Genomic DNA, 12,589 nt, shown 5'->3' with positions numbered 1-12,589 from the left:
CTTCTACCAGGCAGCCCCAAGGTAGGAGGATGGCGTGTGAACACACCGCCTCAACTGACTTTTTATGTATTGATGAAGATGACTAAAAGCGCTATTAACCCCTCCACCGTATTCAATTCTCTGCAATACGGTTTCAGCCAAGGCTTGGTTGTCACCGGCCAACGCCGTGTCATGTTGTCCGGGCAAGTAGGCGTCAACGCCCAGGAACAAACCGTCAGCGGTGGTATGCGTGAACAGACAGAAGCCGCTCTGGACAATATAGAACTGGTTCTGGCCGAAGCGGGCGGCCGGATCGATCAGGTAATCATGCTGCGAATTTTTATTCGGGAAGATGCCAGTTCACCCCAAGAGCAGGATGAGATTGCCGCCGCATTATTGAAACGCTTTCCGGTCAATCCCCCCCCTTCCTCCTGGATTCTGATCAACGGCCTGGCCCGACGCGAATGGCTGATTGAGATTGAAGCAGAGGCCATGCTGGACTGATCGCGCGCACTATGCATTTTTAAATGCTGAGCGCAAAAAAAGACCTGGTATCGAACCGAGGTCTTTTTTTTGCTCTCTGTCTCCAGAGCCTGTGTGTAGGCTCACCCTGCTAAGGGCACTACTGAAAACAGAGCCTGCGCCCTGAGTGGGGAACGGGGAGCACCCAAAGAGCTGCAGGCGGGCTCAAGCAGTTTTTTTTACAGCCCCCACGCCGTCAAATCCGGATGGCGGGAAAGTCGGCCAAGCGCGTGTTCAACCCCGTGCGCACAATCGAGCAAACCCGCATCACGTCCCCGCGGAGTCATTAATTGAATGCCTGTAGGTAAACCGTGCCCATCCAGCCCGGTGGGCAGAGAAATAGCGGCTGCTCCCAAAAAATTGCCGGGGCGCAGCAAGCGGCCCAAACCAGCATGCCGTACATCTTCAGGATCGAGCGGCTGAGCCACCTGATCGCAGGCGGGCATCAGTAACGCTGCAAAGCCATGCATCGCCTGCGCAAACGCCTGCATATCGGTTGTGCGTCGTTGCAAAGCCGCTTCATAAGCCGCTCTATCAATCCGCCCCCCCGCCAGGATGCGTTCCCGCACCACTGACCACAGGTCGTGTCGAGGATCGGCAGCGAGCTCACCGTAATATTGATAGGCCTCGTAAGCGAGCACAATCGAATTATCTTCAGCCAGTCGGGCAAAAGAACAATCCGGCGGCGGTGCCCAGGTCTGCAGTGATACGCCTGCCTCCTGCAAGCGCTCCAGCGTGGAATGCCAGCTCGTTTGTGTGTCACGGTCCAACGTCGCGGGCCAGTCCGTCTCATCCAGCACGGCAATCGAACCCTGTATCGGCGCAACAGGTGCGCGCAAGGCCGCCACACACCCGGCAGGCAACGCCAGCGTCGAAGGATCGGCAATGTCCGGGCCTGCCAACAGCGCCGTCACTTGACGGGCATCGGCCACACTGCGCGCGATGGGTCCCAGAACATCCAGGGTCGCAGACAAAGGCAAGCTGCCTGCACAACTGATCACGCCCGTCGAAGGCTTGTAACCGACAAGGCCATTAAGTGTGGCAGGAGCACGTACTGAGCCGCCCGTATCGCCCCCCATGGCCATCGGCACCAGACCAGCCGCTACCGCCACCCCACTGCCACTGGAGGAGCCCCCCGGAGCACGCGCGACGACCGCATCCCAGGGATTGCGCGCCGTGCCCTGGCTAGGATTCTGCCCGGATAAGCCAAAGGCGAACTCGGTCATCCGGGTTTTGCCCAGCACCACCAAGCCGTGCGCCATCAAGGAGCGCAGGACAACTGCCGTCTCGGTACTAAGCTTGCCGCCCCGGCTTTGCGAACCGAGAGTCGCCTCGGTACCCTCCCATTGCACACTGTCCTTGACAGCCACGGGCACACCATGGAAGGGTCCCAGCACAATGCCCGCCGCCAGCAAACGATCGGCCGCGTCCGCCTGGGCCAGGGCGCGTTCGGCCGTGATGACACTAAAGGCATTGAGCTCGGCTGCACGCTCGATACGATCCAGAAAATACGTGGCAACCTGGCGGGCGCTTAAGCGGCCCTGCCGAATCTCCTGCCCAATCTCCAGAGCATCTCGAAAATGAAGGGCGACATCTTGTTTCAACATGGGGTTTCCTGAAAATCACACAGCCCGCATCGCGGGCTGTGTCTACTACCCGGCCAGACACCGGGCTAAACAGGCGCGATCAGCGCAATTTTTGTCCGACTGTCTCGGGCATACGTATAAAGGTGACCAAGGTAATTAGCGCGCCAGCCAACACATAGTAAAAGAACCATCGTTCCAGGCCATTGCTTTGCAACCAGGTCAACAGATAAGGCGTCGTGCCTCCCAACAAAGCCACCATCAGGTTATAGGGGGCACCGATGCCAACCGCCCGGACGCTGGTCGGGAACTGCTCAGACATAATCGCTGGGCCGATCGAGGTATACATGGCGTACAGGACCAGACCAAACAGCTCCACCAGCAAAATAGAACCGAAAGACGGGCCCAACGTGCTCATCAGCGGATAAAAGAAGAACAGGTACCCGGCCGCAAAAACGATTAATTGTGGTTTGCGTCCGATCCGATCGGACAAGGCACCGAACAAGGGCTGGACCACCATGAACACAATCAAGGCCACAGTATTGGCGGCAAATGCAACCTTGGGATCGGCCTGCACATGGCGGATGGCATAGGTCGGCACATAGGCGACAAAAATATAGAACGCAAAGGTTGTCAGCACGGAAAAACCGATAATGCGCAGCACTTCTCTGGGGTAATCACGCAGCAACGTGCGCAAAGGCTGCTTTTCAACCCCTGCTTTCTTGCTTTCGGAAAAAGCCTCGGTCTCGGGAATCGAGCGTCGAATCCACAGACCCACTACCCCGCCCAATGCCCCCAGCAGAAACGGAATACGCCAACCCCAGGCGGCCATTTCCGCACGCGTCAACCAGGTCGTCAGCACCCACCCTACGGCCGAAGCCGCAAGGATGCCGACCGCCGCACTGAAGAAAACAAAGCTGGAGTAAAAACCGCGGCGATGGGGCGGCGCCATCTCGGTCAGAAAAGTTGTTGCCGAGGCATACTCTCCTCCCAAAGACAGACCTTGCAACAGACGGGCAAGGGTCAATAAAAGAGGAGCCGCCAAACCGATTGCCGCATAGGTCGGGGTTACTGCGATAATAAGCGACCCTCCGGCCATCATCAGGATAGTCAGTCCTAAAGCGGCTTTGCGTCCGTAACGGTCGGAGAAGATACCAAGCAGCCAGCCGCCGATGGGACGCATGAAAAAACCCACTGCAAAAATACCAAAGCTGGCCAGCAGTGCCGTGGTTTCATTTCCTTCAGGAAAGAACTGACTGGAAAAAAAGATAGCGAAGGAGGCGTAAATGGTCCAATCGAACCATTCAACCGCGTTGCCTACACTACCTGCCACAATGGTGCGAACGCGCGAAACCGGAACGGGGTCCACTCCTGTCGGGGCGCTCGGACGTAGAGAGGGAGTGCTCATGAATTCCTCAATTTGTTTATTTTTGGTCAAAACAGGTTTAAAAAGTTTATTTTTTAGCAATTGAAGAAGGTTAATTAGATGAATATGGTCACGTCAAGCAAGGGTAAACCCTTGCTACCCACTCTCGATGACACCGATCTGGCCTGCCTGATTGCCTTGCAGGCAGAGCCACGCGCCTCCTGGCGAGAGCTCGGCGCGGCCGCCGGCATCGCCGAACGTACAGTGGGAAGACGGATCAAGCGCCTTTTGGAAACAGGCGCCCTGCGCGTCATTGCCGAAACCGACCCGTTGACCACTGGCAAGGGGGTGGTCTTGCATGCCTGGATGCGCTGTCATGCCGGACAAGTTCCTTTCGTGGCCGAAAAACTGGCCCAAATGGAAAACTGCCAATTGGTGGTCACCTTGGCAGGCTCCGCAGACTTGATGGCCGAACTGACACTTGCCGATGAGGCAGACATGCCCGAACTGGTGACCCGCAGCCTTCCCTGCATGCCCGGCGTCGAGCATGTCGATGCACGCCTGGTACTACGCTCGTTTCGACGGGCAGGTCAGTGGCGCATACAGGCCAAGCCAGCAGACACGACCGACAGCCACTCCACGCACGCTCCCCTGGCACTGACCGAAGCCGAACACCGAATCGCGAATGGGTTAAAAAGGGATGGTCGGGCCAGCCTGGCCGATTTGGCCGAGCAGGCTGGCGTAAGCGAACCGACCGCGCAACGGCTTTTACAGCATCTGGTAGAGCGTAAAGCGCTGTCTTTCCGGGTCGAAGTGGAGCCCGCTTTGGTAGGCTTTCCGGTTGAAGCTGTGGTTTCGATACAAGTGCGCCCTCAGGCGGTCAATACGCTGGCAGCACACCTGGCCCAGGACCCCAATACCCGTTGTCTCTTTGGCACCAGTGGCCCTTCCCAACTTTTCTGGCACGTGCTGTGCCGCGACAGCCTCCAGCTTTGGGATGTAGTGACGCGTCGGCTGGGGGAAATAGAAGGCGTGCTCAACAGCAACGTGGCTGTGGTCATGCAGGCCCACAAGCGCTGCGGCATCGTACGCAGCCAAGATAACGCCCAAGAACAAAAAATGGAGCACGAATGACAGAACGGCGTGTTGACCGCGCCGTCCTGTTTCTCTCGTCCAAGCCATGAGCCTGCCCAATGGCAGGCGGCGACGACTCTGTTCACACACCGTACCTGTCTGCACCGCCGTTGCAGGAAGCCTCCGCCAGGCGACGGCGTAATGGCAAGGCCCAAGATAAAAAGACACACGGACAGGCGGGCTGAGCTCTCGTCCACGTTCCCGACTGAACGAAGAAGGGGCAACAAGGGCCCCTATCTATTCCTCCACAACTGGCGCATCCGGTATTCCTTTCTTGACCGACTCAATACTGTTTTGAGCACTCTGCTTACTGGTATAGCCTTCCGAGCTGACGCAAATAATATTGCCGTTTGCCGCCTTGAACCGCCAGCGCCATTCACCCCCTTTGTCCTTGTAAAGCACAAATTTCATGATGACCCTCCCAGAGTAAAAACGCACATTGCGCTGCTGCTATCCTAGGGCCAGACAGGTTCAGCAGACATTGGGGTTTACCTGACAGCATCGCCTTGTCGGGTTAGCCAAACAGGCCACAGCGCTAGGCTAGGAGACACGGCGTCCACTTTAAACCTGACGGAGTATGCGGACACCGCACGAGCCCCATTTCCGTAAGGGAATAAGCTTGGAGCCAACACAAAAACAGCACGATCGCCAAAAACGGCGCCGTACGGCAAGAAATTAAAAAACACGGCGGTTCATGCCCCAGGTATTGCGCGGACTTGATCAACACCAATACGGGCTTCGAAGCGATGCACTAAGCTTTTCCCTTTCGGCAACAGTCTTCCATTGTGCCTGCCCTGTGTTCGGAGAGAAGAGGGAATCATGTATTACGGTGAACGATTCAATGCCTGGTCACATTTGATCGGCGCGGTTCTGGCCATCGGCGGTGTCTCCTGGCTGCTGGTCATGGCAAGCTTTACGGGCGACCCTTGGCGCATTACCAGCACAGCCATCTATGGCACTACGCTTGTCCTGCTTTACCTGATCTCCACGCTGTACCACTGCTTCCAGGGACGAGCCAAACGCGTATTTCGCAAGATGGACCACTTTTCCATCTATTTGCTGATTGCGGGAAGTTATACCCCCTTTTGCCTGGTAACGCTGCGAGGACCTTGGGGATGGAGTCTGTTCGGCGTGGTCTGGGGTCTGGCTCTCATCGGTATCCTTCAGGATATCCGTCCACGTTCGCCAGCACGCGTCTTGTCGCTGGTCATTTACGCTCTTATGGGCTGGATTGTCTTGCTGGCGCTGGAGCCCCTGGCATCCAGTCTGGGCTCACAGGGCTTTTCCTGGTTGGCGGCAGGAGGGGCAATTTATACTGCCGGCATTGTTTTTTTCGTGTTTGACGAGCGCTTCCGACATTGGCACGGCATTTGGCATTTATTTGTACTGGCGGGCAGTGCAGCACATTTCCTGGCCATATCCCAATACGTGGTGATGTAAAGCCAACTCCAGCCAACCACTCCCTGATGATCAGGCGCTTGTACGAAGCGCTGGCCTACCCAAGCGGCTCCCCATGGGTAGCTCTGCTTCGACGCTGATAATGATCAGCGCCACGCTTGTCCTACAAGGCCCCTCATAGCAACCTGACAAACACAATCGCTTTAATGACAGGGAGATAACCCAACAAAATTCCGATAGTTATCAACGCTGATAAAGCTTATCGGGCTTTCGGGACTGTAAATCAAGCGCTTATTACCGCGATAGCCTCGCGACACATCCAGGTCAGCACTGAGCCACTGCACATTAGCGGGCAAGCCTGGGCCTCTGAAAGCGTCCCCTCCTATCAATTTCTGATTGATTGCCCTAAGCCCCCACAGACTGTCTGAAGCCTTCCCAGACCACCCCAGTCTCCTTGCTTCGTTACTTGTCAGGTACTGAGGAGGAAGCCTTTCGTACTGCTTTATTTGGCGAAGCACATGGACAAGCGCCTTCACGTCATTGATGACCGGCATCCCTTGCTCTGAGAGAAACTGGTTGACCTCTCTCACTTCCTGCTCACAGGACACCCTCGTCTGAGCGTGGGCGCTACCGATCAACATGCTACAAGCGATGGCACCTAGTGTTAGTGCATTTATTTTCTCATTATTTGACTATTTGACATTATTAAATGCGCGATTCTATCACCAACCACTGCGCCGTTACCTTATTCTCAACGCTAGGCGTTGAAGCTACCAACAGCGCGTCTATTTCAACAAGAGGCGTGTATGGATGGAGGTTGAGAACCAGCTTGTCATGCCCTTCCCTATCATGCTCACAGCGTCGTCTCTGCCAGAAACACCCTCATTGACAGAGGGTCAGGGACGCCGATGCATCGTCGCGGACCATGCCTGGATGAGGGCAAGGGGCACTTGCATACGAAAAGGCCGAACCCAATGTTTCAAAGGGTCCGGCCTTAACCGATCAACTCAACACTTGCCTAAGAAGGCAAGCAGGGGATCAAACGATTTGGATCTGGGTAGCGCAAGGGCCTTTTTGGCCAGCGCCTGCAACGAAAGAAACTCGCTGATTCTCTTCGAGAGATTTAAACCCAGTACCCTGAATTTCACTGTGGTGTGCGAAGAGGTCTTTACCGCCACTTTCCGGTGCGATGAAGCCGAAGCCTTTTTCGTTGTTGAACCACTTCACGATACCAATTTCTGTTTTCAATGTATGTCCTAATTGTTCAAGGGAAAAATCTCCCTGAACACACTATGGACCTTATTCAGAGATATAGATAGCGCTGTTACAAACTAAATAGCCAAACCGCGTTCAATCTTGGCTCTGCAGCCACCGCCTTCCCACTCCCTCAAGCATTTCAATATCAAAACTGCCTTGTCATGAGCAACGAGAGTACCGCGAACGATAGGATTAGATCCCCGGACATGGCGGTCACGGCCTACGCGTAGATGCAGCGACAGGCACAGGCTAAGCCTCTTGCCTTTCAATGGAGCCTGACGCGGCGCAAACCTCACGGGGTTATGCATGACAGCGCTTGCAGTGCACAGTCCATGCGCACACGGGCTGTGGCTGAGCGTAACAGCGCCTATATTGCGAAGCCCACCCGCTGCTCCCTCATTTAATTACAGCCCCACCCCACCCACGAGCGAGCGGCAATGGGCGCGCTGGGAAGAATTCGATATGGCCAACGCCTTATGGACCATCCCCGCCGAGCGCATGAAAGGCCGGCTGATTCAAAAACAAAGCGCCGCGGATCACCTGGTGCCCCTGTCCCGCCAAAGCCTACAAATTCTTGATTCGCTGTACAGCCTATCCGGCCGGCATGCGTTTCTCTTTCCGGGTGTGCACAATCCTCGCTCTACGCCTATCAGCAGCGAGACGATGAACCGGGCTTTAAAGATTATGGGATTTGGCGGCCTGCAGACGGGCCAGGGCTTTCGTGGCTTGGCTTCCACCATCATGAACGAGCAAAGCGGTTTTCGCTCAGAGGTGATTAAGCGTCAGCTGGCACACCGTGATCGCAATAAGATACGCCGTGCCTACGACCATGCTCAACACATGACAGAGCGCCATGATCTGATGCAGTGGTGGTCGGACTACTTGGATGAACAGCTGGGGGAAGCGCCAAAATAGCCATGACACCATTCGTTTCGTCCATACCCCCATTGATGCCGCCAAAATACCTCGGCGGGGCTTGGCGCAGCTTGGAACGCTGAGCAACAAAAAAGCCCCAAAGCATTGATCTTTGGGGCTTTCCTTGGCACAGCTTGGAGCTGTGTGTATGTATTCTGGTAGGCAGTACTGGAACGGGGGTGTTTCGATAGGCTGTTGTTATGCCTAGGCTTCCTCTTTCAAGATCAGGCTACATACCCCCATCCATGCCCCCAAAAATGAGAATACTCCCATCAGCGGAGAAATCACCCATCGAAAGGTTAAAGGTGGCCCACATCGCACATAGCCTCAGGCCATAACCGTAGCGTCACCTACCCCATGAACAGGCCTTCTACGGCCAAGTGAAGGAATTAAACGTTCTCACAACGCTACTACATGATTCCGGGCTTTCACCGCTTGCTTGGTCTTGCGCCGCCATACGGGCACCCACCAAAAAAATGGGGAGATAAGTCTGCTGATCACTTTTAGAGAGGCGCTTGTCCATCCATTTTCCTACACGCGCCGATTCTCTTTCCACATCTACGCCACAGGCTGTAGCCCTACCCAATACCGTTGCATAGGTCGTGAGCTTATCGATATCAGCGTCAGAAACCGCATGCACCTGGGCCACTACTCCCAGCAGACCGAAGAACGACAACACAATAATTTTTTTCACACAACCTCAGGCTATAAGCAGGGATAATTTGAGATATTTTATTACTCTGTGTACCACTCTACCATTAAGCGCGCATTTGAATATCTATTCACCCTCATGCAACGTGCATAAAATCATAGTCCAGTTGATATCTCACCCCAGGTTATACCCTAGAAGAATCTAGTGAATGTCCTCGCGCTTCAACATATCCTGCTATCAAACCCGCATTCCAGGCCCCCAGCGTCTCCCGACGTCGCGCTGTGCAAGTCCCATAGGCCACCAGCCCATGATCTAAAACCAAGGCCTTCAAAGAGTCGTAATCGCCCGCCCGCGGCTCACGGGCGAGGCCAACAGAACCAGGCTATCTGACTTTTTGACTACAATCGGCCAGAAGCCGTCATAGCCGAGAGCTCTCGAAAGCGGTCATTCAAGCCGCTGACATTTCCATTTTCGGCCTTTAGTGGGCGCTATAACCCTTTCCGAACACCATATCAAGAAGCTTATCAACATAGGGAATCGGGATGGACAGCGACTTGGTGGACACCTTGAACTTATCGCCATCCCGCTCAATTAAGACATAATCATTGCGGAATGGCTTAGCGTCCGCATGCAAAGCATGCCTAGCGTAAAGGATGCCACTTGCGGATAATGTTATTGTAATCGCAATGACAAAAACAATAGTCAGCGTTAAATGAGTGTGCTTTTCCCCCGTCAGCAGCGCCGAGAAAAACGCCATGAGATTCCAAAGAACCAACCACCACGTTACGCCCATCATGCCCGGAAGCCAGTCTTTACTAAAACAAACAAAACTCAACACCCAAAAAGCAAAGGTAAAGATGATTGTAAAACGAAAAAAATTTATGTTAGATTTAAAGCCAGTTTTTTTTACAGCATCGACCATATCCCTTGAGATATCCTTATGGATATCATTCGAGAAAAATCGTCTTATGGAGCCACAAAAAAATAGAATAAGGAAAAACGGAATGATCTGAGAGGCACCCGCATAAAAGTAATGTCGCGCCCCAAGATAGTCATTAGATTCCAAACCGAGCTGCTTGAAGTATGAGTATTCATATGCAAACCCAAGCCACAATAAAGGAACAAAAACACAGAACACAACAAACTGACTGCCTTTGATGTACTTGCTAAGTATGTCACGCACGGAACTACCTTTTGATGGTTGTATTAGGATTACATTATTGTCATCTCGTCGCTATTCTACTTAGAACTTTATTGGTAGACCTGCTCGAACCCAAAAGCCTGCCAAATGACAGTGCACGCGAAAGCTATCAGACGAGTTGGGTGGCAGGCTTACACCAACAACGTTATGCAGCCACGTTAGATGGCGACTATTTTACTATCGACACAACTGCTTCCAAGTGATGGCCTCCTTTTCCACATAGCGCACCCGTCGAGTTGGAGTGGCGCCTATCTCAGCATCAGAGCGCCACTAAAAAAACCGCTGAGTGGCACGCAGTAGCTACCTACCCAGGGCAGTTTCGTAGACAGCCTCGCATGCCAGTCCAGCTACTCGGCGTCTATCAGCCTCTGCTGCGTAGGCCTCCGCCATTTCATCAAGCCCTCCAAGCAGCTCGGCAAATTCTGATAGTGTTGAGTTCTCTCCGATTAACTACTGCACCAGAAGTCGTGGCGCCATATGGACTCCTATACAAGGTAAGACTATTTAGCCAATAAAAAGAAAAATCACGTAGTTTACGATAAAATAAGCATCGAATTCCCCTTATCATTCACCAACTTCCTATGACACCCTTATCCAAAAGCTGGCACGAGCACCCAGTATATGTCGCTGCTGTTGCTGTTGCCGGCACCATTGGACTATCCGTCTTGCTATATAAAGAGGTGCTACTCCCTGCTCAAATGGCTGCACGGGATTTCAAAATCGAGGAGCTACGCAGAGGGATTGACTTATTAACCAATCAGAAATTTGATTTGGAGCAGCAGCTAAGGCAAGCTGGGACGCTGAATAGTGCCACTACAAAAAAATTCGAAGAAAAACTAAATCAGGTTAATAGCGAGTTAATAAAAACGACAACTACACTTAACGAATACAAAATTGGCAACTTGTTCTTTAACGGAAGCCCCTACCCCATCGAATTTGGAAAAGTTAAGGTTGGGCAAAGCATACATCTTGTTTCTCAAAAATACCCTGATGCACAATTAGAAAAAATGGATGGATATTGGAGTGCAAAAGTGGAGCATCCATACTTCAGCAATGTAGCATTCTATTTTTTCGAGAAGGACGACAATCCAATCTACCAAATACGGTACAGCGCTCGATACAGCACCGACGTTGGCCCTGATTTTTTACAAAATCATATAGAGCTGATTCTTGGCGACCCGTTGGCCGTTTCCGAGAGACACTTTATATGGTCAGCTCAACAAAACTTAGCTATATACAAAGACGAAGATCATGCGTTCGTTTTGGGCAAGCAAGGACAACCACCTGGCGGTTGGGAGAGACCCTTAATTAGATTCCTCGAAAAACAAAATACACGAACTAGCGAAATCAACCAAAAACCTCAACAATAGCTTTCCGTCGCATCTCGCACTCACCATACGAGAACGCCAGATCAATGTAAGCCTTGTTCAATGCATCCCACGACTCTGTATCTAGCTCAGGTATTGGTGGGCAAGGCTCTGATAAGTTAGCGGGTAGTGTTGGCCGCGCGAATCCCTTCATTGATGCGCCGCAACCGCTCAGGATCAATACGGCAATCAGCGGGTAAAGGTTTTTCAACTTCAACACGGGTATACCTCTCTATAACTGTAGGTTTAACGGAACTTAGAAGATTTATCTGCCCCTGTAGCTCAGTAGAAATAAGTGTTAGACGTTCTGACTCTTCACGGAACGCCCTGAGATCGGCAACGTACTGAGCGGTTTGGCAGTCAGCCTGCCCTTTTCTGTACTGGATTCCGCCATAGATCAGCAATCCCGCCCAAGCCGCCGCCGACACGGCCACACCTGCAGCGACACTCACAAATCCAGACCTGATATACATATCTTCCTCTCCGCTTGACGGCGCCGCTCCAACCCGCGCAGTTTCTTGCCACCGGCATACACCCAACGTGGCAGCTCATTGCAAGCTGCTTTCAGATCCCCGGCACGCAGCCGGCGTAGCAAAGTAGAGCCGCCGTAGGCGCCGGGCCCGACGTTGTAGACGAAGCTAGCCAGCGCAACGCGTACGCCGTCGGGCAGTTGGCCAGGCGTCGAACCGTCCACAACTGCCAGCGCCTTACGCACCTCCTGCTCGGTCAGCGCATCACACTGGGCCGGTGTGGCCACATCGCCCAACTTGACGCCGTGCGTGTATCCCTCGCAGATAGTCGGTATCCCTACAGGGTCGGCGTAGGCAACGAGCGAGCGCCCCTCCCAAGCGGCGACCAAGCCAATAGTCGCTGCAATTACTCCTGTGCCGATCTTAGTTTTTAGATCCACGTTTCCACTCCTTGAAGCTCCCCCAGGCACGCTGCAGACCACCAACCAAACGGGCTGCCGACCGCAAGAAGTCTGGTAGCTTGATCACAATAAGAATCAGCACATATGCTGCCCAAAGCAGCAACACGAACTCTTGCAGCGTCCACTTGTAGATCAGTAATGCTGAGCCGGTGGTAATCGGCAGATGTGCTCCATCGTTGTGCAGCATCGGTTTCTTCCCCTTCGTATGTACGGTCGGCATGGCTGTCTCCCGTGAAGCGCTGCAAAAGCAGCAGACGTAAAAAAACCGCTTAGGCGGCTTACAA

General features: G+C 53.4%; 16 protein-coding genes. 5 read left to right on the top strand and 11 right to left on the bottom strand.

The window, feature by feature from the left end:
- Positions 1–78 precede the first annotated feature (78 nt).
- Entirely contained in the window at positions 79–483 is a 405-nt protein-coding gene (locus tag VF694_RS10200; protein ID WP_039943113.1) for a RidA family protein, read from the top strand.
- Positions 484–680: 197 nt separating this feature from the next.
- On the opposite strand, the gene VF694_RS10195 is transcribed toward VF694_RS10200, so the two are convergent.
- Together VF694_RS10195 and VF694_RS10190 are read right to left on the bottom strand one after the other, a co-directional pair.
- Positions 681–2,108 (bottom strand): amidase, encoded by a 1,428-nt coding sequence (locus VF694_RS10195; protein WP_131071671.1) that lies wholly within the window; start codon positions 2,106–2,108, stop codon positions 681–683.
- A 79-nt stretch (positions 2,109–2,187) separates the two neighbouring features.
- The gene (locus VF694_RS10190) at positions 2,188–3,492 is read right to left on the bottom strand and encodes an MFS transporter (protein ID WP_003800463.1); all 1,305 of its coding nucleotides are present in this window, start codon (positions 3,490–3,492) and stop codon (positions 2,188–2,190) included.
- Positions 3,493–3,570: 78 nt separating this feature from the next.
- Between VF694_RS10190 and VF694_RS10185 the strand changes: the two genes are divergently transcribed.
- Positions 3,571–4,584, top strand: a complete 1,014-nt coding sequence (locus VF694_RS10185) for an Lrp/AsnC family transcriptional regulator (protein ID WP_131071669.1) — start codon at positions 3,571–3,573, stop codon at positions 4,582–4,584.
- A gap of 237 nt (positions 4,585–4,821) precedes the next feature.
- On the opposite strand, the gene VF694_RS10180 is transcribed toward VF694_RS10185, so the two are convergent.
- A complete protein-coding gene (locus VF694_RS10180) occupies positions 4,822–4,995 on the bottom strand; it encodes a YegP family protein (protein WP_003800466.1) in 174 nt (57 codons plus the stop codon).
- Positions 4,996–5,403: 408 nt separating this feature from the next.
- Here VF694_RS10180 and trhA point away from each other — a divergent pair, with 408 nt between their 5' ends.
- Positions 5,404–6,024: a PAQR family membrane homeostasis protein TrhA gene (trhA, locus tag VF694_RS10175; RefSeq protein ID WP_003800468.1), complete on the top strand. Its 621-nt coding sequence runs from the start codon at positions 5,404–5,406 to the stop codon at positions 6,022–6,024.
- A 996-nt stretch (positions 6,025–7,020) separates the two neighbouring features.
- Here trhA and VF694_RS10170 read toward each other — a convergent pair.
- Positions 7,021–7,230 (bottom strand): cold-shock protein, encoded by a 210-nt coding sequence (locus VF694_RS10170; RefSeq protein ID WP_003800472.1) that lies wholly within the window; start codon positions 7,228–7,230, stop codon positions 7,021–7,023.
- 471 nt (positions 7,231–7,701) lie between these two features.
- Here VF694_RS10170 and VF694_RS10165 point away from each other — a divergent pair, with 471 nt between their 5' ends.
- Positions 7,702–8,154 (top strand): tyrosine-type recombinase/integrase, encoded by a 453-nt coding sequence (locus VF694_RS10165; RefSeq protein WP_429644055.1) that lies wholly within the window; start codon positions 7,702–7,704, stop codon positions 8,152–8,154.
- Between the two features lie 370 nt (positions 8,155–8,524).
- Here VF694_RS10165 and VF694_RS10160 read toward each other — a convergent pair whose 3' ends face one another.
- From VF694_RS10160 to VF694_RS10150, 3 genes are all read right to left on the bottom strand, one after another.
- Positions 8,525–8,848: a hypothetical protein gene (locus tag VF694_RS10160; RefSeq protein WP_440164286.1), complete on the bottom strand. Its 324-nt coding sequence runs from the start codon at positions 8,846–8,848 to the stop codon at positions 8,525–8,527.
- A gap of 436 nt (positions 8,849–9,284) precedes the next feature.
- Positions 9,285–9,989: a hypothetical protein gene (locus tag VF694_RS10155; RefSeq protein WP_440164285.1), complete on the bottom strand. Its 705-nt coding sequence runs from the start codon at positions 9,987–9,989 to the stop codon at positions 9,285–9,287.
- Between the two features lie 318 nt (positions 9,990–10,307).
- The gene (locus VF694_RS10150) at positions 10,308–10,418 is read right to left on the bottom strand and encodes a DUF2514 family protein (RefSeq protein ID WP_440164328.1); all 111 of its coding nucleotides are present in this window, start codon (positions 10,416–10,418) and stop codon (positions 10,308–10,310) included.
- A 170-nt stretch (positions 10,419–10,588) separates the two neighbouring features.
- On the opposite strand from VF694_RS10150, the gene VF694_RS10145 reads away from it, so the two are divergent.
- The gene (locus VF694_RS10145) at positions 10,589–11,377 is read left to right on the top strand and encodes a hypothetical protein (protein WP_440164282.1); all 789 of its coding nucleotides are present in this window, start codon (positions 10,589–10,591) and stop codon (positions 11,375–11,377) included.
- Here the strand turns inward: VF694_RS10145 and VF694_RS10140 are convergent.
- From VF694_RS10140 to VF694_RS10125, 4 genes are read right to left on the bottom strand one after another with little or no spacing between them, the layout of a single operon-like run.
- Complete coding sequence (locus tag VF694_RS10140; protein WP_440164281.1) at positions 11,355–11,528, bottom strand: hypothetical protein; 174 nt, start codon at positions 11,526–11,528, stop codon at positions 11,355–11,357. The genes VF694_RS10145 and VF694_RS10140 overlap by 23 nt on opposite strands.
- On the bottom strand, positions 11,494–11,847 hold the full coding sequence (locus tag VF694_RS10135; protein WP_440164278.1) for a hypothetical protein: 354 nt from the start codon (positions 11,845–11,847) through the stop codon (positions 11,494–11,496). Before VF694_RS10135 ends, VF694_RS10140 begins: the two co-directional genes overlap by 35 nt.
- Positions 11,823–12,284 carry a lysozyme gene (locus tag VF694_RS10130; protein WP_440164276.1) on the bottom strand — a complete coding sequence of 154 codons (462 nt, stop codon included), beginning with the start codon at positions 12,282–12,284 and terminating at the stop codon, positions 11,823–11,825. Before VF694_RS10130 ends, VF694_RS10135 begins: the two co-directional genes overlap by 25 nt.
- Positions 12,268–12,525: a hypothetical protein gene (locus VF694_RS10125; RefSeq protein ID WP_440164274.1), complete on the bottom strand. Its 258-nt coding sequence runs from the start codon at positions 12,523–12,525 to the stop codon at positions 12,268–12,270. The genes VF694_RS10130 and VF694_RS10125 overlap by 17 nt, the downstream gene beginning before the upstream one ends.
- Between the last annotated feature and the right edge of the window lie 64 nt (positions 12,526–12,589).

The sequence above is a fragment of the Alcaligenes sp. Lyrl_28 genome (assembly GCF_051948705.1).
Classification (GTDB): Bacteria; Pseudomonadota; Gammaproteobacteria; order Burkholderiales; family Burkholderiaceae_B; genus Alcaligenes; species Alcaligenes ammonioxydans.
Note: the sequence above shows the minus strand (reverse complement) of the source record. Positions and strands in the feature narration are given on the sequence as shown.